The sequence below is a fragment of the Pseudomonas syringae group sp. J309-1 genome (assembly GCF_032582135.1).
Classification (GTDB): Bacteria; Pseudomonadota; Gammaproteobacteria; order Pseudomonadales; family Pseudomonadaceae; genus Aquipseudomonas; species Aquipseudomonas quasicaspiana.
In genome coordinates, this window is record NZ_JAWHNU010000010.1 from 123,504 (window position 1) to 148,967 (window position 25,464).

The following is a 25,464-nucleotide window of genomic DNA, read 5'->3' on the forward strand; positions in this document are numbered from 1 at the left end:
GCTGCTCAATTCTGACTGCTCACGAACTTTTATTCGGGCAATACTTCACCTTCTTCGCGACTTTCCGAGTATTAATCTCAGCGCAATAGTTAGTGTTTTAAACGTGTATTTATATTGTAAGAGTTATGTGTTTCGTGTCTTTACTTGATATCACTGTGACATCACAAGATGGCACTTTGATTCGCGTTGGCGGCGTAATTAAGACAATTCTCGACCCGGAATGTCAAACAAAAGCTCGTTTTGAGTGAATTTTTGTTTTTTTTGCTTACAAATTTGAACTCATGCTAAACCTACTGGTCGATTGGTTTAAGAATTTTCGGCGAGCGATTCATCTTCGCTGCTGGCACGATGCCGAGGTTCCCCTTAGTTGCGGTTTAATGCCTCTGTTTTTCGGTGGGTATTGCGTAGCTATTTATTATTATTTTGCGGGAGATAGTTTATGAAGTTGCCTCTTATTGGTGCGGGCGTGGTGTTGGGTTTTGCACTTACTGGTGCTGCAATCGCTGCTGAAGCCACCGATGCCGATGCGAAGTCGGGTGCTACCGATTCCACGGTGCTGACCCAGACTCAAGACGCCAAAGTGTTGAAAAAACAGCAAGCCCAGACCACCAAAGGCGGTCGTCCTCTCGACGCCACCAAAAACAATTCGCAAAAAACCTCGAATTGATGGTCTAACCGTTTTTCTACCGGCCTCCTGATTGATCCCGATTCGGTCAAGAGGCTGGTACCCTTGCTCCTTCGATCTGTACAGATGCCCGCACCTATATGTCCGCCCCCGTCGATACCTCCCGATTAGTGATCCCCGATGCCGAGCAGGTTTGCGCCTGGTTGATGGAAAATGCCGGTCTGAAGACCGTTGATCTGGAACGTGCCCGTCGTCTGGCTCAGGAATCGGCTCAAGAGTCCGAATCCGCCGAGCTGCTGGGCTTGCTGACCCGATTGGGTCTGGTCTCCGAATTTGAACTGGCCCGTGCCTGGGCGGCTCTTCTTGATGCGCCGCTGGTGCTGGCCGAGTCCGCGCCGCCGCTGCTGGACCCGTTGCCGCCGTTGACCGAGCGCTTCATGCGTCACTACCAGATCGTGCCGCTGGGCTGGAGTGACGGTGGCTTGCGCGTGCTGGCGGCCAATCCGCATCTGCTGTATCCGTTTCAAGCCGTTGCGTACGCCTGCGATGTGCCGGTCTTGCTGTCGGTCGGCCCCCGTAATGAAGTCGAAACCCTCATTGAGCGTTATTACGGCCAGGGTCGCTCAGCCATGGGCACGCTGATCGAGAACCTCGACGAAGAGGGCGGCTCGCTTGAGGACATCGAACACCTGAAAGACATGGCGTCCGAAGCGCCGGTGATTCGTCTGGTCAACCTGATCCTGCAACGGGCCGTCGAGCATCGCGCCTCCGACATCCATATCGAACCATTTGAAAGCCAGCTCAAAGTCCGTTACCGCATCGACGGTGTCCTGCACGAAGCCGAAGCGCCGCCGTCCAGTTCATCGGCGGCGGTGATCTCGCGGGTGAAGATCATGGCCCGGCTTGATATTGCCGAGCGTCGGCTGCCTCAGGACGGGCGGATCATGCTGCGTATTCAAGGCAAGGAGCTCGACTTGCGGGTTTCTACCGTGCCCACCAGTTTTGGTGAGTCGGTGGTCATGCGTCTGCTGGATCGGCAGACCATCAATTTCGACTTCCCGAGCCTGGGCTTCGACGGCGAACGCCTCGACGAATTTCTTGAAGTACTGGAACGGCCTCACGGCATCCTGTTGGTGACCGGTCCGACCGGTTCCGGTAAAACCACAACGCTCTACACCGCACTGTCCCGGCTGAACACCGCCGAACGCAAGATCATCACTGTTGAAGACCCGGTGGAGTACCAGCTCGAAGGTATCAATCAGATTCAGGTCAAGCCCGCTATCGGTCTCGACTTCGCTGGAGCGCTGCGCTCCATCGTGCGTCAGGACCCGGACGTGATCATGATCGGTGAGATGCGTGACCTGGAAACCTGCCGTATCGCGATTCAATCATCGCTCACCGGTCACCTGGTGCTCTCAACCCTGCACACCAACAGTGCGGCGGCGAGTATTACCCGTTTGCTGGACATGGGCGTCGAGAGTTACCTGATTGCTTCCACCGTGAACGGTATTCTGGCCCAGCGTCTGGTGCGTCGTCTCGATCCTGCGACTCGCGAAGCGTTTGAAGCACCGCCTGAATTAATAGAAGAGCACGGACTTGATCGTTTTACTGACGAACGTCCCATCATGCTGTACCGTCCACGCCCCGATGCGCCCGGTGGTGGCTATCGCGGCCGTAGTGCCATCACTGAATTGCTGGTGATGAACGAAGAATTGCGCAGCCTGCTGATGCGTCATGCCGATGCGTCGACGCTGGAGCAAGCGGCCCGTCGTGGTGGTTTACGGACCCTGCATGAAGAAGGTTTGCGTCAGGCAGTGGCCGGTGTCACCTCTCTTGAGGAAGTCTTGCGGGTGACCCGCGGGGAAGGTAATTGAGCCTGTTTAAATATCGCGCCCTGGACAGTCAGGGCGTTGCTCAAAATGGCACCCTGGATGCCAAGGATCAGGACGCGGCCGTCGCTGTTTTGCAAAAGCGCGGCCTGCTGGTCCTGCAAATCGACCCTGCGGGTATGGGCGGCCTGCGTAATGCACTCGGCCGCGGCATGCTCAATGGTGCGGCGCTGGTGAGTTTTACCCAGCAACTGGCAACGCTGCTCGGTGCCGGTCAGCCTCTGGAGCGCTCGTTGGGCATCCTGCTCAAGCAGCCCGGCCAGCCGCAGACCCGGGCGTTGATCGAGCGCATTCGCGAACAGGTCAAGGCCGGTAAGCCGCTTTCGGCAGCGCTGGAAGAAGAGGGCACGCAGTTTTCTTCTCTTTATATAAGTATGGTTCGTGCGGGCGAGGCGGGCGGTGCGCTGGAAAGCACCTTGCGCCAGCTAAGTGATTACCTGGAGCGCAGTCAGTTGCTGCGCGGCGAAGTGATCAACGCGCTGATTTACCCGGCGTTTCTTGTTGTGGGTGTGCTGGGATCTCTGGCGTTGCTGCTGGCCTACGTGGTGCCGCAGTTCGTGCCGATCTTCAAGGATCTGGGCGTGCCGATCCCGTTGATCACTGAAGTGATCCTCGGCCTGGGTGAGTTTTTAAGTGCTTACGGGCTGGCGGTGTTGGCCGGGTTGATTGCCTTGATCTGGTTGGTGATGGTGCGCCGCAAGGATCCGGCCCGACGTGAACGTCATGATCGTCGTCTGCTGGGGATTCGCATCATCGGCCCGCTGCTGCAACGTATCGAAGCTGCTCGTCTGGCGCGAACATTGGGCACACTTCTCAATAATGGCGTTGCGTTGTTACAAGCGCTGGTCATTGCTCGTCAGGTCTGTACTAATCGCGCGCTGCAAGCGCAGGTCGCGCAAGCCGCAGAATCAGTGAAAGGCGGCGGCACGCTGGCCAGTGCCTTTGGTGCCGAGCCGCTGTTGCCGGATCTGGCCCTGCAAATGATTGAAGTCGGCGAACAGGCGGGCGAACTGGACAGCATGTTGCTCAAGGTCGCGGATGTATTCGACATCGAGGCCAAGCGCGGCATTGACCGGATGCTCGCGGCGCTGGTGCCTGCTCTGACCGTGGTCATGGCCGGGATGGTGGCAGTGATCATGCTCGCGATCATGCTGCCGTTGATGAGCCTGACCAGCAATATTTGAATTTTCGAAAGAGGAAACGATTGTGATGAGTTTCAGCCGTAAACGCTTCAAACCGGGCCGCAGACAAAACGGCTTCACCTTGCTGGAAATGCTCGCGGTTATCGTGTTGCTGGGCATTGTGGCGACCATTGTAGTGCGTCAGGTCGGCGGTAACGTCGACAAAGGCAAATACGGTGCGGGCAAAGCGCAACTGGCCAGCCTGTCGATGAAGATCGAAAGCTACGCGCTGGACGTCGGTTCGCCTCCTAAAACCCTGCAGCAACTGGTGGAGAAATCCGGCAATGCTTCCGGCTGGGCTGGCCCGTATGCCAAGCCTTCGGACCTTAAAGACCCGTTTGGTCACCCGTTCGGCTATCGCTTCCCGGGCCAGCACGGCACGTTTGACCTGATCTTTTTCGGCCAGGACGGCCAGGCAGGCGGCGAAGGCTACAGCGCTGACCTGGGCAACTGGGAATAATCACCGATCATGAACAGTCGTGCTGCAAGCCGTGGTTTTACCCTGATGGAAATGCTGGTGGTCATCGTTTTGATGAGTATCGCCATTGGTCTCGTAGGGTTCGGTTTACAGCAGGGCCTGAGTGCGGCGAAAGAGCGCCAGACTGTCGGGCAAATGGTCAACGCGTTACGCGCAACACGGGTCAAGGCGATTGTCACCGGGCAACCGGCGCGTACCGTTTTTGATCTCAGGTCGAAAGCCTTCCAGGCCCCGGACCAGCGTATTCATCACTGGCCGCCGGAATTGCAGGTGACTTTGCAGACGGCTGCGGAGATGGGCTCGACTGTCGAGTTTTACCCGGACGGCGGTTCCACCGGCGGCAACCTGACTCTGGTTAATGGTGACCGGCGCTGGCGCATCGACATCGGCTGGCTGACCGGCAGCGTGCAGTCCAAGGCGTTGCCATGAACGGCGGCAGCCAGGGTGGTTTCACCTTGCTGGAAATGCTTGCAGCGCTGACCGTGATGGCGGTGTGCAGCAGCGTGTTATTGGTGGCCTTTGGGCAGAGCGCACGGTCCTTGCAACAAGTGTCGCACAGCGATCGCCTGACACATGCGGCGCGTACGATCCTGGATCAGGAAGCTGCCGGTCCGCTGGAAAGCGGTACACGGCAAGGCGTTCTGGCGGGCGATATCAGCTGGCAGCTGGATATCCAGCAGATGCCGGGACGCAACGGTCAGGCCCGAATGTTCCGGCTGGACCTTGACGTACGTGAGCATCAGCGCCGGGCACAGTTCAGCACACTCAGGTTACGTGGCGCAGTCACCGGAGCCGGATCTTGAGACCGGCTCAGCGTGGTTTCACGCTGCTGGAAATCATGTTGGTGCTGAGCCTGCTGGGTGTATTGCTCGTTCTGGTGGGCGGCGCGATGCTCGGTGCTAACCGGGCCGTGCTCAAAGCCCAGCGTTACACCACCAGCCTGGACGAGATGCGTGCGGCGCAGAATTTCCTCCGAGATTCCATTGGTCAGGCATTACCGCTGGACAGTTCGGAAGACGACAGCGAAAGTAGCGGCTTTTTTGTCGGCTCAAGCCAGCGCCTGCAATTTGTTGCCACGTTGCCGGGGGAGCTGGGCGGCGGGATTCAGCTGCACACCCTTGAGGTAAAGGGTCGGGAGTTGCAGGTCGCTTTCGCGCAGATTCTGAGCACAGCCGATGGCACCACTTCCAGACCGTGGGGCGACCCGCAGGTGCTGGCGCGTAATGTTGAGTCGTTGAGTTTGAGCTACCGGGGTGTCACACCCAAAGGTGAGCCCACTGGCTGGATGGCCGACTGGCCCTGGCCAACGCGCCTGCCGCGAGCGGTGCGGATCGACGCTAAGCTCAACGGCCCGGTGCCATGGCTGACTGAAGTAGTGGCGCTGCGGCTGGATTTGTCTGGTGGAGCGGGCGGCCAATGAGGGCGGTACCCGATAAACAGCGCGGTGTCGCATTGCTGCTGGTGTTATGGGCTTTGGCGCTTCTTAGCCTGTTACTCGGCAGTCTGGCCAGTTGGGTGCAACTGGAAAGTCGCCAGGCATTGTGGGCCCGGCAACACACTCAGGCGCATTTGGCAGCAGAGGCTGGTCTGGCGATGGCAGTCAAAGGTTTGAGCGATCCGCTGGAACGTAAACGCTGGATCGCCGATGGCCGGGAAGTTGCATTGCGCTTTGATGATGCGCAGTTGCGGATCAGGGTGCGCAGCGAGCGCGGCAAGCTGGATTTGAACAGTGCAGTGGCGGGTGACATTGCCCGTCTGGCCCAGGCTTGCGGTGCCGGGAAAGATCAGGCTGCGGCCATGGCCCAGGAGATTGAAAGCCGTCGCGGTTCGGGTTCGCCGCCGCTGCGGGTGATTGAAGAAGTCAGGCAATTACCGGGCATGACTCAGGCGTTGTATCGCCAGATGCTGCCGGAAGTGACCTTGTGGAGTGGGCTGGACCGACCTGAACCGGCTTTTGCATCGCCGTTGTTGCGGCGGGCCTTGAACCTGCCAAACCAGAGCGCGGTGGGTAGCGATCCGGGTGAAGTATTAATGATCGAAAGTTACGCGCAACGCCCCGGCGGTTTCCATGCCGAGCTACAGACCACTGTTTTATTGAGCCCATCGGAGGGAAGCGCACAGCCTTATCGGGTCCTGCGTTGGCAAGAATGAATCGACTATTTTCAGCGCGGCAGATGACCTTGCCTGCGCCCTTACTGGCCCTTGCCGAGCGTATCGCCCAACAGTGGCGCGGCAGCCTGCTGCAACGCGGCTGGCAATTGTGGCTGGCGGAACTGCGGGCCTGCATGCCCGAGAAACTGCAGCGGCTGTTGATTCACGACACGCCAGAGCACTTGCATGCCTGGCCGTTGGTGGGATCGTTGCCGGTCCTGCCTGCAAACGTACAACAGGTTTTACTGCTGCCGCCGTCAATGGTGCTTGTGCAAAGCCTGCAACTGCCTCTGGCCGCTGCCCGGGACCTGAACACCGTGGTTGGTTATGAACTGGACCGATTTACGCCGTACGATGCCTCGCAGCTGTACTTTGTTGCCCGGCAGGACAAGCGCAGCGGCGCCTTTATTCATGTCACGCTGGTAGCGATTCTGCGCGAGCGGCTGGATGCGATTCTCAATGAATGCGCAACCCTCGGCTTGCAGCCGCACGCCGTGGATGTGGGCAGTGATCACGCGCCCCGCCTGGGTGTTGACCTGCTACCCGCTCCGTTGCGTCCTCGGCAGAAAAGCAATGGTCTGGGCCTGCAACGCAAACTCCTGTGGCTGTGCGGCGGCCTGTTGATCGTCGCCATGTTTCTCTGGCTCAACAGTCGCCAGCAATTGCTGGAAGAAATGCAAAGCACCGTCCAGGCACAAAGAGCCCAGGTCGCGCAGATTCAGAAAATCCGTCAGCAACTGACCAATACCCGCGGTGCCGCCAGTTACCTGATCCAGCGTAAAGCCGCGCAGCCGACGTATGCATCGCTGCTCAGCGAACTCACGGCTTGCTTGCCGCGTGACACCTGGATCGACCAACTGGAAATCACCGACAGCGCCGAAGTTTCGTTTTCCGGGCAAAGCGCCAAGGCCAGCGCCCTGATTGCCCGGGTGAAAGATTGCCACAGTCTGGACAACGCACAATTCCAGGGCGTCATTCAGCCTGACCCACAAACCGGCAAGGATCGTTTCTCGCTGCGCGCCCATTTGCATCAGGAGGCCGCAAATGCGCCGACCACTGACCAGCCGTGAACGTCGCGGTGCCGCGCTGATCGTATTGGCGCTGGTGCTGTGCTTCGCCTATTGGCTGCTGATCGACAGCTGGTTCGCCGGGCCGCTGCGTGAAATCGATGCTCAGGCCGACCAGCTACGTGAGCAGCAGCAGCGTTACGCGGGCTTGCTGAGCCAGGGCAACACGCTGAAAAAGCAACTGGAACAGGCCCGCAATGACCCTGCCAGCAGCACCAGCCTGTTGCCCGGCGATGATCCCAGCGCCGTGGCTGCCGATCTGATGCAGCGCATTGCCGACCTGATCAACAGTCACGCGAGCACCGGTGGCGGCTGTGCATTGACCCAGCGCATGCCGATCACTCCGGAACAGGACAGCGCCGAGCCGTACCGCCAGGTCAAGGTCAGCCTGACCCTGGAGTGCGCCATCGAGCCATTGACCGCGATCCTGCACGAGCTGGAATACCAGCGGCCGTTTCTCTTTGTCGATGAAATGAGCGTGCGCCGTGGCGCCGATGCGCCGGTTAAAGGCGGGGCTGGCAAGCTGGTCGCGCACTTACTGGTCCGTGGTTATCTGCAACCGGCAGGCGTTGAAGTTGAAGAGGCGTCCGAAGCTCAAGACGCGCCCGACACTGAAGAGGATGCCCAATGATCGGTTCATTGCGCTCCACCGAATGGGGCTTGCTCGGTCTGGCGGCCGTTCTCGGTCTGGTCATTACCGCAATTGTCAGCGGCGCTGCCAATTCCCCGGACTGGTTGCCGGCACAGGCTCCGCGTTCGCAAAATGACAAAGCCGGAAAAGCCCTTGTCGCCCCGAGTGCTACGCTGCAAAGCCTTGCGCAAACCTGGCAGGCCCCGCTGTTCAGTACCGACCGCACGCCGGATCGCTCGGTTGGAAAAGCTCAGGCATCCAGTCTCGCAGGCCTGACGTTGACCGGTATCATGATCGACGGCGAACTGCGCGTTGCCTTGATCAAACGTACTGACGGACCACCACTGAAAGTGCACCAGGGCGAGTCGCTGCCCAACGGCTGGAAGCTGGAAAAGCTGACCCCCATGCAAGCTGATTTTTCTTCCGACGGTCGCACTCAAAGCCTGGCGCTGCGTGCGCTGCGTTTGCCGCCGCCGTCTAAAACACCACCGATTTCTCTTCCTCGCGAGTCCACCCAGTAAATGGCTACTTCTTCAGGCGTTCGTCAATTCCCTCGCTTGCGCACTCCCATGTTGTGCCTGGCCACAGCTGTCGCCCTCGGCGGTTGTGCCACAGCGCCCAACAATTACGATCAAGACAGCGACATGTTGCGCGAGGCCCTGAACGGCACCGGCTCGCAACGTCCGCCGGTTGATCCGCGCAGTGAGCAGGTTCCGCAGGAAGCGTCGCAGCCTCAACCCGCCACAGCGCCTACCCGGCAGTTGATCCGTGGCAACCAGCAATTCGTGCGCAAGCCGACGGCCGCGTCGCCATCTTCAGCGCCTGCAGGCCGTAACGCTGAAGTCGGTGACATCGTTTTCAACTTCACCAACCAGCCCATCGAAGCCGTAATCAACAGCATCATGGGCGACCTGCTGCACGAGAACTACAGCATTGCTCAAGGCGTTAAGGGTGAGGTGAGTTTTTCGACCTCCAAGCCGGTCAACAAGCGGCAAGCGCTGTCGATCCTCGAGACGCTGCTCTCCTGGACTGACAACGCCATGATCAAGCAGGGCGATCGCTACGTGATTCTGCCCGCCAATCAGGCGGTCGCGGGCAAGCTTGTGCCGGAAATGACCGTATCCCAGCCCGCAGCCGGCATGTCGGCGCGGCTGTTCCCGCTGCGCTATATCTCGGCTACCGAGATGCAGAAACTGCTCAAGCCGTTCGCCCGGGAAAACGCCTTCCTGCTGGTTGATCCGGCACGCAACGTATTGAGCATGTCGGGTACGCCGGATGAACTGGCCAACTATCAGGACACCATCGATACCTTCGACGTTGACTGGCTCAAGGGCATGTCAGTAGGTGTGTTTGGTTTGCAGCGCGCCTCGGTTGGCGAGCTGATGCCAGAACTGCAAAAAATGTTCGGCCCCGACAGCGGCATGCCGTTGGCGGGCATGGTGCGTTTCCTGCCCATCGAACGGACCAACTCCGTGGTGGCGATTTCTTCGCAGCCGGAGTACCTGCGTGAAGTGGGTGACTGGATCCGGACCATCGACGAGGGTGGCGGCAATGAGCCGCAAATGTACGTCTACGATGTGCGCAACATGAAAGCCACCGACCTCGCCAAATACCTGCGCCAGATCTACGGTAATGGCGCGATCAAGGACGACTCTGCGGCCAAGGTTGCACCGGGTCTGCGCACCCGCTCGCTCTCGTCGTTGAGCTCGGGTGGTACCTCCAATGGCATGAACAACAGCACCGGCGGTTTCGGTGGCGTGGGCGGCGGCATGGGCGGTACCAGCAGCGGCATGGGGATGGGCAATAACCAGAACCAGGGCATGGGTAGTGGCGACGAAGAGCAGGACAGCGAAAGCAGCGAAGAAAACGTCGACAGCGAAGCTGACACCAGCGCGGAGCAGGGCGGCGGTACCGGTAACTCGCCCAAGGGCATCGACGCGAGCACCCGTATCACTGCGCAGAAGAGCAGCAACCAGTTGCTGGTCCGTACCCGTCCGGCGCAGTGGAAGGAAATCGAAGCGGCCATCAAGCGCCTCGATAACGCGCCGTTGCAAGTACAGATCGAAACGCGGATTCTCGAAGTCAATCTGACCGGCGAACTCGACCTTGGCGTGCAATGGTATCTCGGCCGTCTGGCGGGTAACTCTGGCACCACCAACATTGCCAATGCCGCTGGCAGCCAGGGCGCATTGGGCGGTGGCGGGGTGACAGTGGGTGATTCCTCGCTGTTTTACTCGTTCGTCAGCAGCAACCTGCAGGTCGCCCTGCGTGCGCTGGAAACCAACGGCCGCACCCAGGTGCTGTCAGCGCCGTCTCTGGTGGTGATGAACAACCAGCAGGCGCAGATTCAGGTCGGCGACAACATCCCGATCAGCCAGACCACAGTCAACACCACCAACTCCGATACCACCCTGAGCAGCGTCGAATATATACAGACCGGTGTGATTCTGGATGTGGTGCCACGGATCAATCCGGGCGGTCTGGTGTACATGGACATCCAGCAGCAGGTCAGTAATGCGGACACGTCTACTATCACCGCTACCCAGGCCAACCCGAGTATTTCCACCCGTTCGGTGTCGACTCAGGTTGCCGTCCAAAGCGGCCAGACGGTGCTGCTCGGCGGTCTGATCAATCAGAACAATGCCGAGACCTCCAGTTCGATACCGTACCTGGGCAATATTCCCGGTCTACGCTGGTTGTTCGGCACCACGAGCAAATCCAAGGCGCGCACCGAGCTGATCGTGCTGATCACGCCACGTGTGATTACCAGCAGCAGCCAGTCGCGTCAGGTGACGGATGATTATCGTCAGCAAATGCAGTTGCTGCGTCCGGAAAGGGTCAGCCACACCGGCATCGACGATTGATCCTTACCCCCCACTTAGCGCTGTCCTGAAGACAGGCAGCGCTCATCCGAGGTCTTGATTAATGTTGAAAGTGTTTGCCTTCATGTTGTTTGCCATGTGCGGGTTGGCTCAGGCCGGGCAGCCATTGTTGCGTGATCTGCCTCTGGCTTATGTGGAACAGGCCAGCACTGAAGTCAAAGACAAGCCGCTGGTCATCTTTTTACATGGCTACGGTGGCGATGAAACCAACCTGCTCAGCTTCACCTCGCTGATGCCGAGTGATTACAACTACCTGTCGGTGCGGGCGCCGATGAACGCAAGGGAGGAGGGCTATCAGTGGTTCACCCCGAAGCGGGATTCTGCCTATTACGACGGCGTAACGTCGGACCTTGAAAGCAGCGGGCAATTGCTGAAGCAGTTTATTGAACAGGCGACGAGCAAATACCAGACCCAGCCGTCAAAGGTCTTTCTGGTGGGCTTCAGTCAGGGTGCCATGATGAGCTACGAAGTGGCGCTGCGTGATCCCGGTCTGGTGGGAGGCTTTGCAGCATTGAGTGGCCACATGCTGCCGGTGCTCAAGGCGGAACTCAAGCCTGATCCGGCGCTGCGCAAACTCGCTGTCTTCATCGGCCACGGCACAGCCGACACACTGATCCCGGTGCAGGGCGCGAGCGATGCCGAGTCGTACCTGAAAGCGTTGGGGCTCAAGCCGCAATACCACGCCTATGCCCGGCTGCCTCACGGTGTGAACGAGACTGAGGTCAATGATTTGGCAGGCTGGCTCGAGAAGGTAACCCAGTAGTTGCGATGGGTTTGTGAATGAGGTCCACGTGGGAGCGAATTCATTCGCGAAGGCGGCAAGCCTGCAAAAATACTTGTGTCTGACACACCGCTTTCGCGAATGAATTCGCTCCCACACAGTTGCGCGGGAAATGCGTCAGGCCTTGCTGCTGTTCTCACCCCACCTCAATATCCAGCCGCTTCAACCGCGACGCCAATGTCGTCGGTTTCAAACCCAGCAACTCTGCTGCACCTCCCTTGCCGAACAACTTGCCATTACAGGCCTTGAGTGCCGCCTGCATGTTGCTTCGTTCCAGTTCTCTCACTTGAGCGTCGGTCATGATGCTCGTGGCGGGAAGCAGGGCAGGGGCGGCTTCGGTTCTGTTGGGCTCGTCTGGCAGGTCCATATTCAAATCCGCACCGTGAGAGGTGATCAGCGCTCGTTCGATAACGTTCTGCAACTCACGGATATTGCCGGGCCATGAATAGCGTTGCAGGCGTTCGATGTCGCTGTTGCGCAACCGGCGGCCCGGCATGTTCAAGCGTTTGGCGGTCTGTTTGAGGAAGTGTGCAGCCAATGGCGCAATGTCCATCGGCCGCTCGCGCAGGGCCGGGGACTGGATAGGAAAGACGTTAAGGCGGAAGTACAGATCCTCGCGGAAATGTTTGGCAGTCACTTCCTGACGCAAGTCCCGGTTAGTCGCGGCGATGATTCGCACATCAACCTTGCGCGTGCGTTCTTCGCCGACGCGCTCGAACTGACCTTCCTGTAGAACTCGTAACAGTTTGCTTTGCAGCTCCAGTGGTATCTCGCCGATTTCATCAAGGAACAGAGTGCCGCCATCCGCCAGTTCAAAACGTCCGACACGGTCACGAATCGCTCCGGTAAACGCACCGCGAATATGGCCGAAGAACTCGCTTTCAAACAGCTCGGTGGGAATCGCCGCGCAGTTGACCCTGATCAGCGGGTTGGCACTGCGTCGACTGGCCTGATGGATCGCCCGGGCAATCAATTCTTTGCCGGTGCCGGATTCGCCATTGATCAACACGCTGGCGTCGGTCGGCGCCACGACGTCGATCTGTTTGATGATCTTCAGGATCGGCTCGCTCTGGCCGACGATTTCCCGAAAGTTGTGTTCGATGTGGATTTCTTCCTGCAGATACGCGTTTTGCTCTTCAAGGCGCTGCTTGAGCACCTTGAGCTCTTCGAGCGCATTGTGCAGCTGGTTCTCCGTGGTCCGCCGCTCGGTGATGTCGCGGAATACCACCACCGCACCGGCAATTCGACCATCGGCAATCACCGGCGTGCTGGTGAACTCAACCGGGAACGAGCTGCCATCCCGACGCCAGAAGACCTCCTGCCGACCCTCATGAACCACACCATCGCGTACCGCTTTATAAATCGGGCAGTCTTCCACCGGGTAGTGGCTGCCATCGGCGTGGGTGTGATGGTGAATGCGGTGGATGTTCTTGCCGATCATGTCTGCCGGTTCCCAGCCCAGCATGCGTGCGCCAGCCGGGTTAACGAAGGTGGCCAGGCCATCGGTGTTGATGCTGTAAATGCCGTCGCCCACCGCGCTGAGCAGCAACTGATTATCGCGCTCTGTTTCCTGAAACAGGTTGAGAATATTGCGCCATTCCAGCAGGCCGCCACGCATGGTGCGCTCGGTATGGGCCTGATCACGCTGGTACTTCTCATGGCTGGCTTCACGCATGACCAGAATCAGCTGTGGGTTGCCTTTGACCTGCAGAATGGTTGCTGACAATTCCAGCTCTATGCGCTCGCCGGTCTTGCAATTGCAGCTCAGCTCTTCGGTCCAGCCGCGTCCTTTATTCATGACGGCTTGAGTAAAGACGATCAGGTCGGCCAGTTGATGACCGAACAATTTGCTGACCGGCAGCTCCAGCAGTTCCTGGCGCGGATAGCCGAGCAGCTTGCAGGCCGCCACGTTCAGGTCGCCGAAGCGATCCGCTACGGGGTCGAGCAGGACGATGGCCTCGGCGCAGTGCTCGAACACCATGTGCCGCGAAGAATAGGCCAGGTCGGCCCAGCCGGTCAGTGAATCTGGCTCGCTCATTACGAAATCTCGTGATCCAGCGCTACGAAGATTCGTATTTCTACGGGAATGCGTGATCCGGCGATAGGCTCAGATAGGTCCGTAAAAACCGGATCAGATCTTAATATTTTTGATAATCAGTGGCTTAGCCCGCATACGGACAACATTTTTATTTTTGGCACGGCGTTCGCTCTTGTCCTGTTGTCACCCCGGCGTTTTCAAGCCGCTGATAAAAACATGACTTACTGGAGAACGACGATATGCCAAGCGTGGACATTGCTCACTATCAAGACGGCGACTTCCTGGTCAATTACGAAGAAAAAGTCTTCGAGGACGTCAAAGCCGAACCGGGCGAAAAAGCCCTGCTCACGTTTCACACCATCGCTTTCGAAGGTTCTATCGGCCTGGTCAACATGCTCCAGGCCAAGCGCCTGCTGCGCAAAGGCTTTGAAACCAAAATCCTGTTGTACGGACCCGGCGTACAACTGGGTGTGCAGCGTGGTTTCCCGACGCTGGGTGCAGAAGCCTTCCCCGGCCATCTGGCGGTGAACAACCAGATCAAAGCGTTCATGTCCGAAGGCGGCGAAGTCTACGCCTGCCGCTTCGCCTTGCAGGCCCTGTACGGCCAGACCGAAAAAGCCCTGATCGAGGGTATTCGTCCCATCAACCCACTGGACGTCATGGACCTGCGCCTGCTGATGCGCCGCGAGGGCGCGATGATTATCGATACCTGGACGGCGTAACAGAACACGCGGTGCCTGCATGGAATGCACCTGTGGGAGCTGGGCTTGCCCGTGATAAACGATAACGCGGTGTATCTTCAAGACGCGTCTCATGCATCGCGGGCAAGCCCGGCTCCCACAGTTGGATCTCATTTCAAATCAGTTTCATGAAAGCCGCCCAAATTTTCAGGACCTCCACCATGACCACCATCCGCGCCGCCGCCGTTCAGTTCAGCCCGGTGTTGTACTCCCGGGAAGCCACTGTCGCCAAGCTCTGCACAACCTTGCTGGCGCTGGGGCGCGAAGGTGTGCAGTTCGCGGTTTTTCCGGAAACCGTGGTGCCGTATTACCCCTATTTTTCCTTCGTCCAGCCGCCATTCGCCATGGGCAAGGAACACCTGAAACTCCTTGAACAGTCCGTCACGGTGCCTTCCGACGTGACCCGGCAGATCGGTGAGGCCTGTCGTGAGGCAGGGATCGTCGCGTCTATCGGCGTCAACGAGCGCGATGGCGGCACGATCTACAACGCGCAGTTGTTATTCGATGCCGACGGCACGTTGATTCAGCACCGTCGCAAGATTACCCCGACCTATCACGAGCGCATGGTCTGGGGGCAGGGCGATGGCTCCGGCTTGCGTGCCGTGAACAGCGCGGTCGGCCGTATCGGCTCGCTGGCCTGCTGGGAGCATTACAACCCTTTGGCCCGCTATGCCTTGATGGCCGACGGCGAGCAGATTCATGTCGCGATGTTCCCCGGCTCATTGGTAGGAGACATTTTTGCCGAGCAGATCGAAGTCACCATCCGCCATCACGCCCTTGAGTCAGGCTGCTTTGTGGTCAACGCCACAGCCTGGCTGGACGCTGAGCAGCAGGGGCAAATCATGCAGGACACCGGCTGCGGTCTGGCGCCGATTTCCGGCGGTTGCTTCACGGCCATTGTCTCGCCGGAAGGCAAATTGCTCGGCGAGCCGCTCCGTTCGGAGGAAGGCTGGGTGATTGCTAATCTGGATCTGTCTCTGATCGACAAGCGTAAACGCATGATGGATTCGGTGGGGCATTACAGCCGGCCGGAGCTGCTCAGCCTGCTGATTGACCGCACGCCCACCGCGCATGTGCACGAGCGCGCCGCTCAACTGAAAACCGAGGAGCTTGCCCATGCAGACCAATGAATTGCTGGCCGAGTTGCAATGTCACGGGGTGCGCTGGCCCGCCGCGCAGAACGGTCTGTCGCGGCAGGGCGGAGCAGGGCCGTCGGACCACAAGGCGCTGAGTTTCGGCAGCAGGACCATGATGGTGCCGATCCTCAATCAGGCCTCTCAGGATTCTCCGTATCAGGCGCAACCCAGTGAAGATGGCAGCCAGGCGCTGATTTTTCGTCAGGGTCTGCAGGTCGGTCAGGTACAGATGCCGGGCGTGCCGAAGTTCTACGGGTTGAGCACCGATGACGGTATTCCTTACTGGAAAATCGCCACATTGCACAGCAGCGATGTGCTCGCAACGACTGTGCTGCAGCATTGCATCCGCTTCAATGATCGCGGCACTTCGTGTCAGTTTTGCGCAATCGGCCAATCCCTGGCGGCGGGTAAAACCATTGCCCGCAAGCGTCCGCAGCAACTGGCTGAAGTGGCGAAAGCTGCAGTCGAACTGGACGGCGTCAAGCACATGGTGATGACCACCGGCACGCCACAAACGCCTGATCGCGGCGCAGCGATTCTGTGTGAGTCCGCCGCTGCAGTGACGGCAGCAGTTGATCTGCCGATTCAGGCGCAATGCGAGCCGCCGGACGAAGACGCCTGGTTCATGCGACTGCGCGACAGTGGAGTCGCGTCCTTAGGCATGCACCTGGAGGCAGTCACTGACGAGGTTCGTCAGCGGATCATGCCCGGCAAGGCCGAAGTGCCCCTTACGCGTTATTTCGAAGCCTTCAGCGCGGCGGTCGAGGTGTTCGGTCGCGGTCAGGTCAGCACCTACATCCTTGCCGGACTGGGCGACAGCGAAGCGGCGATCACCGAAATGAGTGAGCGCTTGTGCGAATTGGGGGTGTATCCGTTCGTGGTGCCTTTTGTACCCATCGACGGCACGCCACTGGCCCGTCATCCCAAACCCGACAGCGCCATGATGGCCCGCTTGTATCCGCAGATTGGCGCCAGCCTGCGTCGTCACGGTTTGCATTCCGAACAGATCAACGCCGGTTGCGCCAAGTGTGGCGCGTGCTCGGCCTTGAAGAACTACGAGTAAGCCGGTTTACCCAAGGGAGAAACGCTCATGTCCAGTCTTGCCTTTGCTCTTGTCGACAGCACGTTCGAGCCTTTTCGTGCCGGTGAACTGTTGGTTAAACCGGCCACCGAGCACTGGGAAAAACAGGCGTATTACGCACTGCGCCGTGCGGTGTTCTCCGATGAGCAACAACTGTTGGCGCAAGACAAGGACGGTCACGACTTTCAGGCGATCGCGATTGTCGCGTTGGCCGGTAATTGCGGCATGGCCGATCAGGTGGTCGGCGCGGTACGGATTTACCAGCCCGAACCTGGCGTGTGGTTTGGCGGACGCTTGTGCGTTGCGCCAGCCTATCGACGCCACAGCATGATCGGTAAGGCACTGGTCAATGAAGCGGTGTCGCGAGCAAAGGATCTGGGCTGCGAAATCTTTCACGCCACCGTACAAGCAGCCAATGAACTGTATTTCCAGACGCTGCACTGGCAGACCCTGAGTCACCTGGAGTTGCTCGGCCAGCCTCATTGCCTGATGCAGGCCGATTTGACGCGCTACCCATTCATGCCGCGTCAGGTATCGCTTCGTACCTTGCAGGCGGCTCGCCATGCGTGAGATCAACGATCTGCCAGCGCTGCTCGGACTGTTGCGAAACACCCCGGCGATGCTTTCCAAGCAGGCCATTCAGCAGCCCGCAGCGGTCATCGGTAAAGCGGACAAGGTAATGACTCGTGCCGAACTCTACGCCTTGCCCGGCGACGACACGGCGGCCATCGCCTGCGGTGAGCATTATCAGTTGTTGGCGATTGAAGGCATGTTGCCCGGATTCGTCAGCGCCGCCCCGTGGTTCGCGGGCTGGTCGGCAGTGATGGCCAATGTCAGCGATATCACCGCCATGGGCGGTCGGGCCACAGCGGTGGTCAACGCGTATTGGCACCATGATCAAGACGCCGCCCAGCAAGTGTTGGCCGGCATTCGCGCCGCGTGTGAGGCCTACGGTTTGATGCTGGCGGGCGGGCATACCAGTCTGGCCAACGGCAATCCGACTGCGTTGGCTGTGGCGATTACCGGGGTCGCCAGCAAGTTGCTTTCCAGCCTGCATGTCGCGCCGGGGCAGGTGATTGCCATGGCGGTGGACCTCGAAGGCCAGTGGCACGCGGACACGACCTATTGGAAGGCCTTCGAGGGTGTCCCGGCCTCACGGCTGCGCAGCAAGCTGGACGTGTTGCCGCGTCTGGCCGAAGCGCAGTTGCTGCATGCCGCCAAGGACATCAGCAACGCCGGGGTACTGGGCAGCCTGCTGATGCTGCTGGAGGCCACCGGTTGTGGTGGGCATGTGGATTTGAGTGCATTGCCATGTCCGCCGGATGCTGATCCACAGCGCTGGCTACAGGTTTTCCCCAGCTACGGCTTTCTCATGACCCTTGATGAAAAGGACTGGCCTCGCGTGCAGGCCGCCTTTGCATTTGAAGGGCTGTGTTGCGAGCGAATCGGTCAGGTCAACGCCAGTGCCGCGCTGACGGTGCAGGCCGGTTCGCAACACGCCGAGTTCTGGAATCTTGGCGAGCAGGCCTTTACCGGCTTCAGTTACGCCCATCTTGATCTGTCCTCATTGACCATCCCACAGGAGCACTGACATGCCCGCTGTCAATTTCACCATTCGCTGGCCCAACGGCAAAGAAGCCTCCGGCTATTCACCTTCGACGGTGATTTACGATCACTTGCAGGAAGGCGCCAGTTACCCGCTGGCCGACTTTCTGGAACGCATCGAAGGCGGCCTCAACAATGCCTCGGAGCGGGTCAAGCAGGTCAAAGGCTTCTACTGCAGCTCGGCGATGGACACCCTCAACTCCCTGAAGGGCCAGGCCATGCGTCAGGAAGACGGCGCTGTGGAGGTTATCAGTATGCGCACCGAAGGCGGCGGGCGGGTGCCCAGCTCGGGGTGGAGTTCTTTTTAGGCCTGCATGCTGCGGTCGTGTGGGAGCCGGGCTTGCCCGCGATGGTGCTGGACGCGATTTAATGTCAGACCGCGTCATCGTTCATCGCGGGCAAGCCCGGCTCCCACAGGAAACGCATTTCAATCCAATATCCCGGAGCCCCCATGCCCAACCCTCTCACGTCAATCAAACCACCCCATCACAGCGTGATCATCGTCGGCGGCGGTCAGGCTGGTTTGTCTGCCAGCCATTATTTACAGGCCCACGGCATCGATCATCTGGTGCTGGAAAAAAACAGCCTGACCCATACCTGGCGCACTCAGCGCTGGGATGCTTTCAGTCTGGTCACGCCCAACTGGCAATGCGCATTGCCTGGGTATCGCTACAGCGTAGAGCACCAGGGCAAGGATCCCCATGGCTTCATGACCAAGGATCAAATCAACGAGTATCTGGCGGGGTTTGTCGCGTCGGTGAATGCGCCCGCGCTTGAGGGCGTGGCGGTGCAGCGCGTGTTGCCACGCGTTGGCGGCGGCTTTGAGGTGCACACCTCTCAGGGCGAGTTCACGGCTGATCAGGTGATCGTCGCGTCGGGCGGCTATCACACGCCGATCATCCCGCGTCTGGCCGAGCGAGTATCAGCGCAGATTACCCAGATTCACTCCGAGCAATACCGCAACGCCGAGTCGCTGCCCGAAGGCAATGTGTTGGTGGTGGGCTCAGGGCAGAGCGGGGCGCAGATTGCCGAAGACCTGCACCTGGCCGGGCGCAAGGTCTATCTGGCCGTAGGCGATGCACCCCGTTGCGCGCGTTTCTATCGCGGCAAGGACGTGGTCGACTGGCTGGCCGAAATGGGCTACTACGAAATCGGTGTCGACACGCATCCGCTGCGTGAAGGCGTACGCGACAACACCAACCATTACGTCACCGGGCGTGATGGCGGTCGCGATATCGACCTGCGCCGTTTCGCGGTCGAGGGCATGGAACTGTTCGGACGCCTGCAAAGCCTGAAGGACGACACGCTGACCTTTGCCAATAACCTCAAAGACAGTCTCGACAGCGCTGATGCGGTCTATAACCGGATCAATGGCTCCATCGATAAATACATTCTGGAGCACGGCATCAATGCTCCAGCCGGTGAGGTTTATTCGCCGCAATGGACGCCTGAGCAGGAGCGCACCGAACTGGATCTGAACGCGGCGGGTATCACCAGTATTGTGTGGTGTATCGGATTTACGCCTGACTTCACCTGGGTTGAAGCCCCGGTGTTCAATGGTCGCGGCCATCCCGGACACAAACGAGGTATCACTGCACAGCCGGGCCTGTACTTCCTCGGCTTGCCGTGGCTGTACACCTGGGGTTCCGGCAGATTTTCCGGTGTGGCGCGGGATGCGGAGTATCTGGTGGAGCATATCGCCGCAGCGTTGGCGCCGGTGCGGCGGGCGGGGGCGCGCTAGGCTCTCGATTGAAGTTCTGTTGGAGCGAGGCTTGCCCGCGAAGAACGATAACGCGGTGGATCAGACGCACCGCGTTATCGTTCTTCGTGGGCAAGCCTCGCTCCCACAGGAGTAGGCATTACAGTCAGGCTTTCACCAAAAAATCCGCACTGCCCAGCGGATGACTTTTCGCATCAAAAAAGCTCAGCTCGATATCCAGATCACCCAACAACCCGATGTAATGCCGCTTTTGAAACTCGATAAACGCTTCACTGCGCGGCAGGACAGAAATCGCGATCCGCTTCGGCCGGGCCTGACGGATCGCAGCGATGATATGCGCATCCTGCTTGCCCAGTGCATGGCCGAAAATGCACAGCGCATCGCCATGCTCCGCCAATTGCCCATGACAGAACGACAGGTAATCCGACGTCCGGATGAGCTTCATTTTTTCAGAGCTGGTGCCTTCGCTGATGAACAGCGGCACATCGTCCAGCGCGTTGATAGCGAAGCTGCCCAGCAGCGAGCTTTCCGATGACAACAGCTTGCGCACGGTGCCGTCGAGGTTCTTCACCAGATGCATGCCGCCATGCAGATACAGCACGCGGGTAGCAGTAGCGCGTGTTGCATGCAGATTGAACGTCGCGTCATCGTTGAAAAGATCGTCGAAATATTCCGGCGTATGCATCACCGCCCAATAGGCCAGCAAATCATAGTTGCTTGAATACACGGTCGCGTAGCGTTGCAACTCGGTGTTCATCCGCGCAAGAGTGTTGGCCTCGATCAGTTTCCACGGAATATGCACCGAACGAATGGCGTGGATCAGCGCTTCCTTGATGGCGAAGTAGCGATTGCGCGGCGATGACGAACTGATGGTCAACGCAGCGTTGACCCGCATGGCTGATTTCAGCGCGGCCAGCACCGGTTCGAAATTGCTGGTTTCCATGGCGCTGAACACCGCCAGTTCAGTGCGACTCATGGGATTGCTGCGAGTGGTCTGGGATAGATCGAACAGCGAGTCGTATGCGAAGTTTTTCCAGACGGCAAGACTCGCCCCGTTACCCATCAATAGCCCCCAGTTTTCGTCACGGGCGTTTCGCAGGTCGTTCCAGTCAGCCAGTCCGGCATCCATTTTCGTCAATTGCATCATCTCGGTTCACTACACATTCAAAGATCACCCTTTGCTTGAGCGATAGGGCTAAACGCCGATCATCTTATAGAACGGGGCGAAAAAATGTCGTCTGGTTGCCTTGACGGTCCTGATGATCGAGACAATACTTCGCCTCACATTCATATAGATGACTAGATAAATAACAATATGAACAAATTGTCCAGTGATGAGCGTTTACCTCTTTATCAACGTCTGCGGGATCAGTTGGCCGAGCAGATTGCCAATAATCGTTGGCGTCCAGGCGAGGCGATTCCTACCGAAGCGGCACTGTCCAGCGAGTATTGCCTGTCCACCGGCACGGTCCGCAAAGCCATCGACATGCTGGTTGCCGACAATATTCTCGAGCGTCAGCAGGGCCGCGGAACATTTATTCGTCGTCCGCAGTTTGAGTCCTCGCTGTTCCGCTTCTTCCGTTTCCAGTCCGCTGCTGGCGCCCGTCAGGTTCCGGAAAGCCGAATCCTGTCGATTGAGCCAATGACCGCGCCGTCAGCCGTCAGCCAGGCATTGGGTCTGGTTCCTGACTCGCCGGTGATTCGCATGGTGCGTCTGCGTTTGCTTGAAACACAGCCCATGCTGGCGGAAGAAATCTGGCTGCCACAGGTTCAATTTCAGGCGTTGCTGGACAACGACCTGCAGCGTCAGGGGCCGTTGCTGTACCCGATCTACGAAGCATTGTGCGGCCAGGTAGTCGCTTATGCCGAAGAGACCCTGACGGCCGAGGCGGTCAGTGATGTGCATGCGCGTCTGTTGCAGATTCCCGCCAACAGTCCGGTGGTGGTGATTGAACGTCTGGCGCGCAACTACGCCGGCGAACCGCTGGAGTGGCGTCGTTCGCGTGGGCATGCCAGCCATTTCCGTTACAGCGTGGAAATCCGCTGACGGTTCGTTCGCAGCTTTTTATCAAAAAAACGCAATGGCCTGGATTGAAAGCGGGGCGCCAGGTGGGAGCGAATTCATTCGCGAAAGGCATTTACATCCGGTGAAAATTTGTCGGCTGGAATATCGGTTCGCGATGAATTCGGTCCTGCATGGCTCATCTAGCGGTTCCGGGTAAATTCTTATAAGGACAAAAACCATGTTCAGTTGGTATCGCCAAGTCACTCCTCGTGAGCGCAAAACGTTTTGGGCCTGCTTCGGCGGCTGGTCGCTGGATGCGCTGGAAGTGCAAATGTTCGGTCTGGCAATTCCGGCACTGATTGCCGCCTTTGCCTTGACCAAGGGCGATGCCGGGTTGATCAGCGGTGTGACGCTGGTGACCTCAGCATTGGGCGGCTGGGTCGGCGGTACTCTGTCGGATCGCTATGGCCGGGTACGCACCCTGCAGTGGATGATTTTGTGGTTCTCATTCTTCACTTTTCTATCGGCGTTCGTCACTGGCTTTAACCAGCTTTTGATCGTCAAGGCCCTGCAAGGCTTCGGCATCGGTGGCGAGTGGGCGGCCGGTGCGGTGCTGATGGCGGAAACCATCCAGTCCAAATACCGCGGCAAGGTCATGGGCACCGTGCAGAGCGCATGGGCTGTAGGTTGGGGGCTGGCGGTGCTGGTGTTCACTCTGATTTACTCGCTGGTGCCGCAGGATATTGCATGGCGCGCGATGTTCCTTGTCGGTCTGTTGCCATCCCTGTTGATTATCTGGGTACGTCGCAACGTCGAAGAGCCGGACAGCTTCCAGCGTCAGCAAAAAGACAAGACCACGCCGAAAAGCTTCTTCAAGTCCATGGCCGGGATCTTCCGCCCTGAACTGCTGCGGGTCACTCTGCTTGGCGGCATCCTCGGGCTGGGCGCACACGGTGGTTATCATGCGGTGATGACCTGGCTGCCGACGTTCCTGAAAACCGAGCGCAACCTGTCGGTATTGAACTCGGGCGGTTATCTGGCGGTAATCATTGTTGCCTTCTGGTGTGGGTGCGTGGCCAGCGGCTTCCTGATCGACCGTATAGGTCGGCGCATGAACATTTTGCTGTTCGCTATCTGCTGCGTGATCACGGTGCAGTGCTATGTGTTTATGCCACTGACCAACACGCAGATGCTGTTCCTCGGCTTCCCGCTGGGCTTCTTTGCAGCCGGTATTCCGGCCAGCCTCGGTTCGTTTTTCAATGAGCTGTATCCGGCAGATGTGCGCGGCGCAGGCGTTGGTTTTTGCTATAACTTCGGCCGCGTGCTGTCGGCAGTCTTCCCGTTCATGGTCGGTCACATGAGTGAATCCATGTCGTTGGGCACAGCCATCGGTATCGATGCCGGTATCGCCTACGGCGTGGCAGTTATCGCCGCGCTGTGCTTACCCGAAACCCGTGGCCGCAGTCTGGAGGCGACCACACCTGAAGCCGATGCGACTCAAGGACGTGAAGCCCCGCAGCAAGCCTGATCCGATGTCTGATTGAGCTTCTGATTTGCAGCAGATCCACGCGCGGTGGGTATGGTATCCGCCGCGCCTTCTTGATAGATGAGCTCCATGCCTGACTCCCGCACTTCCCCGATCATCGGTATCGATGGCCACGCCCATGTATTCAGCAGTGATCTGAACCTGACGGCGGGTCGCCGTTACACCCCGGACTACGACGCCACCCTTGAGGCCTACCTGCAGCAACTTCACGACAATGGCCTGAGCCAAGGCGTGTTGGTGCAGCCGAGCTTTCTCGGTACAGACAATCAATACCTGCTGGCCGCGCTCGCAAAGGCTCCTGAGCAATTGCGTGGTGTCGCGGTGGTTGATGTTGATATCAGCCGCGAAGCGCTTCGGCAGATGGACGAGCAGGGCATCGTCGGCATTCGTCTGAACCTGATGGGCAAGCCTTTGCCTGACTTCACCGAGCCCGCGTGGAAGCATCTTCTGGATGAAGTTTCAGCGCTGGGCTGGCACGTGGAATTGCATCGTGGGGTAGAAGACATTCCAACCCTGATTCGCGGTCTTATGCCGTTTGGCTGCAAGATCGTCGTCGATCACTTTGGTCGTCCTGAAGCGCCGCTCGGGGTTGACCATCCGGCATTTAAAGCCCTGCTGGAATGCGGTTTGAGCGGTCGGGTGTGGGTCAAGGTTTCGGCGATTTATCGCCTGGGTGGCAGCGCCGAGCAAAACGCCGGTTTTGCCAGGGCAGCCATGCCCTTGCTGATCAAGTGCTTCGGTATGAATCGGCTGGTATGGGGCAGTGACTGGCCGCATACGCAGCACGAGAGTGAAGTTGATTTCGCTCGGGTCATCGGCCAGTTGCAGGGGCTGGGCTGTTCCGGGGCTGAACTTAGTGGCTTGCTGGTTGATGCGCCACGAGTGTTGTTTGGGTTTTCGGTGCCTTGAAATACGGCTGCCTTTCGCAGCCTCCGACAGCTCCTGTCAAACAAACTACAACTCTCTGATGATCTGTAGGAGCTAGCCCTGTATCCCTGACACCGCGCTGTCGCGAAACAAACACGGGACCTGTAGGAGTGAGCTTGCTCGCGATTCGATCTGTTGGTCGATGAATATATTGCCTGTGCTGAAGCTATCGCGAGCAAGCTCACTCCTACAGTAAAAAGCATTCCAAATCAGATAGTTATATTTTGTTTGATAGGAGCGCGCTCAGTGTCCCTGACACCACGCTGTCGCGCAGCAAACGCTTACTTGTAGGAGCGCGCTTGCCCGCGATGGGATCTGGTCAGGGAACGCATTTTTCGCTGACGCACCGCATCGTCCGGATGCGGCCCAGACCAAGCTGTTGTGGCTCAATATTTATGGACCATGATGTAGGAGTATCAACCTAAGGAAGCATCATGGGATTTCGGGTCGTTACAGCCGAAGAAAAAGCCGAGGCTATTCGCCTTGTCGTTGAGTTGAATTACTCAGTGCCTAAAGCGTGTGAGCAGACTGGCGTAGGGCCTACCGCGTTGCGGCGCTGGGTTTCACGGTGGCGCAAGGAGCAGGTAGGAGCCGCGCAAACTACCCGGCCTCAGGATCAAGATCTCATCGACTCGCTGCAGGCCAGATTGGCACTGCTGGAGGCCGAGAACGATGTTTTAAAAAAGCAGTTGCCCTCTCATCTAAAGGTGCTGTTTGGCCGAAGAAAATGATTGAGGGCGCTACAAAGAAGCTGTCGGTTCGACGCTTGTGCTGCGTACTGAGCATACCTCGCAGCAGTTATTACGCCATGCGTCGGCCTCGAGCTAAACGCAGTATCGAGCCGCAGTTAGAGAAGAAGATCCGGCTTTTGCACAAAGAACATCGAGGCGCGCTGGGCAGTCGCGGATTTGTTAAAGCGCTGAAGGCACAAGGCGTCCAAATGGGGCGTCATCGTATGCGCAGCTTGATGAAGAGTCTGGG

At 58.6% G+C, this 25,464-nt stretch carries 27 protein-coding genes; 25 read left to right on the forward strand and 2 right to left on the reverse strand.

What is annotated here, in order from left to right; all coding sequences use genetic code 11:
- The first annotated feature begins 439 nt into the window (after positions 1–439).
- The 13 genes from RX972_RS08540 to RX972_RS08600 all read left to right on the forward strand — a co-directional run bounded on the left by RX972_RS08540 (position 440) and on the right by RX972_RS08600 (position 11,667).
- Positions 440–667: a hypothetical protein gene (locus RX972_RS08540; RefSeq protein ID WP_027900822.1), complete on the forward strand. Its 228-nt coding sequence runs from the start codon at positions 440–442 to the stop codon at positions 665–667.
- Positions 668–765: 98 nt separating this feature from the next.
- Positions 766–2,499, forward strand: a complete 1,734-nt coding sequence (gene gspE / locus RX972_RS08545; protein WP_027900821.1) for a type II secretion system ATPase GspE — start codon at positions 766–768, stop codon at positions 2,497–2,499.
- A complete protein-coding gene (gene gspF / locus RX972_RS08550; protein WP_231676278.1) occupies positions 2,496–3,698 on the forward strand; it encodes a type II secretion system inner membrane protein GspF in 1,203 nt (400 codons plus the stop codon). The genes gspE and gspF overlap by 4 nt, the downstream gene beginning before the upstream one ends.
- A 25-nt stretch (positions 3,699–3,723) precedes the next feature.
- Complete coding sequence (gene gspG / locus RX972_RS08555) at positions 3,724–4,155, forward strand: type II secretion system major pseudopilin GspG (protein WP_255880212.1); 432 nt, start codon at positions 3,724–3,726, stop codon at positions 4,153–4,155.
- A 9-nt stretch (positions 4,156–4,164) separates the two neighbouring features.
- Positions 4,165–4,602 (forward strand): GspH/FimT family pseudopilin, encoded by a 438-nt coding sequence (locus tag RX972_RS08560; protein ID WP_080238180.1) that lies wholly within the window; start codon positions 4,165–4,167, stop codon positions 4,600–4,602.
- Positions 4,599–4,976: a type II secretion system protein gene (locus RX972_RS08565; RefSeq protein WP_122708769.1), complete on the forward strand. Its 378-nt coding sequence runs from the start codon at positions 4,599–4,601 to the stop codon at positions 4,974–4,976. Before RX972_RS08560 ends, RX972_RS08565 begins: the two co-directional genes overlap by 4 nt.
- Positions 4,973–5,593 carry a prepilin-type N-terminal cleavage/methylation domain-containing protein gene (locus RX972_RS08570; RefSeq protein ID WP_122708768.1) on the forward strand — a complete coding sequence of 207 codons (621 nt, stop codon included), beginning with the start codon at positions 4,973–4,975 and terminating at the stop codon, positions 5,591–5,593. Before RX972_RS08565 ends, RX972_RS08570 begins: the two co-directional genes overlap by 4 nt.
- Positions 5,590–6,324 carry a type II secretion system protein GspK gene (locus RX972_RS08575; RefSeq protein ID WP_095098762.1) on the forward strand — a complete coding sequence of 245 codons (735 nt, stop codon included), beginning with the start codon at positions 5,590–5,592 and terminating at the stop codon, positions 6,322–6,324. The genes RX972_RS08570 and RX972_RS08575 overlap by 4 nt, the downstream gene beginning before the upstream one ends.
- The gene (locus tag RX972_RS08580; RefSeq protein ID WP_122708767.1) at positions 6,321–7,394 is read left to right on the forward strand and encodes a type II secretion system protein GspL; all 1,074 of its coding nucleotides are present in this window, start codon (positions 6,321–6,323) and stop codon (positions 7,392–7,394) included. The genes RX972_RS08575 and RX972_RS08580 overlap by 4 nt, the downstream gene beginning before the upstream one ends.
- Positions 7,369–8,022 carry a type II secretion system protein GspM gene (gspM, locus tag RX972_RS08585; protein WP_231673473.1) on the forward strand — a complete coding sequence of 218 codons (654 nt, stop codon included), beginning with the start codon at positions 7,369–7,371 and terminating at the stop codon, positions 8,020–8,022. The genes RX972_RS08580 and gspM overlap by 26 nt, the downstream gene beginning before the upstream one ends.
- Complete coding sequence (locus tag RX972_RS08590) at positions 8,019–8,543, forward strand: general secretion pathway protein GspN (protein WP_122708766.1); 525 nt, start codon at positions 8,019–8,021, stop codon at positions 8,541–8,543. The genes gspM and RX972_RS08590 overlap by 4 nt, the downstream gene beginning before the upstream one ends.
- Positions 8,544–10,886 carry a type II secretion system secretin GspD gene (gspD, locus tag RX972_RS08595; protein WP_316874037.1) on the forward strand — a complete coding sequence of 781 codons (2,343 nt, stop codon included), beginning with the start codon at positions 8,544–8,546 and terminating at the stop codon, positions 10,884–10,886. It abuts the gene before it with no gap.
- Positions 10,887–10,947: 61 nt separating this feature from the next.
- Entirely contained in the window at positions 10,948–11,667 is a 720-nt protein-coding gene (locus RX972_RS08600; RefSeq protein WP_316874039.1) for an alpha/beta hydrolase, read from the forward strand.
- Positions 11,668–11,821: 154 nt separating this feature from the next.
- On the opposite strand, the gene RX972_RS08605 is transcribed toward RX972_RS08600, so the two are convergent.
- Positions 11,822–13,723: a sigma 54-interacting transcriptional regulator gene (locus RX972_RS08605; RefSeq protein WP_316874041.1), complete on the reverse strand. Its 1,902-nt coding sequence runs from the start codon at positions 13,721–13,723 to the stop codon at positions 11,822–11,824.
- A gap of 239 nt (positions 13,724–13,962) precedes the next feature.
- Between RX972_RS08605 and RX972_RS08610 the strand changes: the two genes are divergently transcribed.
- The 7 genes from RX972_RS08610 to RX972_RS08640 all read left to right on the forward strand — a co-directional run bounded on the left by RX972_RS08610 (position 13,963) and on the right by RX972_RS08640 (position 20,026).
- A complete protein-coding gene (locus tag RX972_RS08610; RefSeq protein WP_027900808.1) occupies positions 13,963–14,445 on the forward strand; it encodes an MSMEG_0572/Sll0783 family nitrogen starvation response protein in 483 nt (160 codons plus the stop codon).
- A gap of 179 nt (positions 14,446–14,624) precedes the next feature.
- A complete protein-coding gene (locus RX972_RS08615) occupies positions 14,625–15,593 on the forward strand; it encodes a Nit6803 family nitrilase (protein ID WP_316874045.1) in 969 nt (322 codons plus the stop codon).
- Positions 15,580–16,662: an MSMEG_0568 family radical SAM protein gene (locus RX972_RS08620; protein ID WP_231673468.1), complete on the forward strand. Its 1,083-nt coding sequence runs from the start codon at positions 15,580–15,582 to the stop codon at positions 16,660–16,662. Before RX972_RS08615 ends, RX972_RS08620 begins: the two co-directional genes overlap by 14 nt.
- 27 nt (positions 16,663–16,689) lie before the next feature.
- On the forward strand, positions 16,690–17,250 hold the full coding sequence (locus tag RX972_RS08625; RefSeq protein WP_316874047.1) for an MSMEG_0567/Sll0786 family nitrogen starvation N-acetyltransferase: 561 nt from the start codon (positions 16,690–16,692) through the stop codon (positions 17,248–17,250).
- Complete coding sequence (locus RX972_RS08630; RefSeq protein WP_316874049.1) at positions 17,243–18,271, forward strand: sll0787 family AIR synthase-like protein; 1,029 nt, start codon at positions 17,243–17,245, stop codon at positions 18,269–18,271. Before RX972_RS08625 ends, RX972_RS08630 begins: the two co-directional genes overlap by 8 nt.
- 1 nt (position 18,272) lies before the next feature.
- Positions 18,273–18,593 (forward strand): MSMEG_0570 family nitrogen starvation response protein, encoded by a 321-nt coding sequence (locus tag RX972_RS08635; RefSeq protein WP_099270849.1) that lies wholly within the window; start codon positions 18,273–18,275, stop codon positions 18,591–18,593.
- Between the two features lie 143 nt (positions 18,594–18,736).
- Positions 18,737–20,026 (forward strand): MSMEG_0569 family flavin-dependent oxidoreductase, encoded by a 1,290-nt coding sequence (locus RX972_RS08640; RefSeq protein WP_316874052.1) that lies wholly within the window; start codon positions 18,737–18,739, stop codon positions 20,024–20,026.
- Between the two features lie 124 nt (positions 20,027–20,150).
- Here the strand turns inward: RX972_RS08640 and RX972_RS08645 are convergent, their stop codons facing one another.
- On the reverse strand, positions 20,151–21,152 hold the full coding sequence (locus RX972_RS08645) for a DUF4917 family protein (protein ID WP_410478209.1): 1,002 nt from the start codon (positions 21,150–21,152) through the stop codon (positions 20,151–20,153).
- Positions 21,153–21,320: 168 nt separating this feature from the next.
- On the opposite strand from RX972_RS08645, the gene RX972_RS08650 reads away from it, so the two are divergent.
- The 5 genes from RX972_RS08650 to RX972_RS29455 all read left to right on the forward strand — a co-directional run.
- The gene (locus tag RX972_RS08650) at positions 21,321–22,052 is read left to right on the forward strand and encodes a GntR family transcriptional regulator (protein ID WP_316874056.1); all 732 of its coding nucleotides are present in this window, start codon (positions 21,321–21,323) and stop codon (positions 22,050–22,052) included.
- Positions 22,053–22,248: 196 nt separating this feature from the next.
- Positions 22,249–23,538, forward strand: coding sequence for an MFS transporter (locus RX972_RS08655; RefSeq protein WP_255878901.1), 1,290 nt, complete (start codon positions 22,249–22,251; stop codon positions 23,536–23,538).
- Positions 23,539–23,625: 87 nt separating this feature from the next.
- On the forward strand, positions 23,626–24,465 hold the full coding sequence (locus RX972_RS08660) for an amidohydrolase family protein (RefSeq protein WP_316874060.1): 840 nt from the start codon (positions 23,626–23,628) through the stop codon (positions 24,463–24,465).
- Positions 24,466–24,917: 452 nt separating this feature from the next.
- Positions 24,918–25,214 (forward strand): transposase, encoded by a 297-nt coding sequence (locus RX972_RS08665; protein WP_095096866.1) that lies wholly within the window; start codon positions 24,918–24,920, stop codon positions 25,212–25,214.
- 77 nt (positions 25,215–25,291) lie between these two features.
- The coding region (locus RX972_RS29455; protein ID WP_410478210.1) for an IS3 family transposase at positions 25,292–25,464 on the forward strand (173 nt) is incomplete at its 3' end.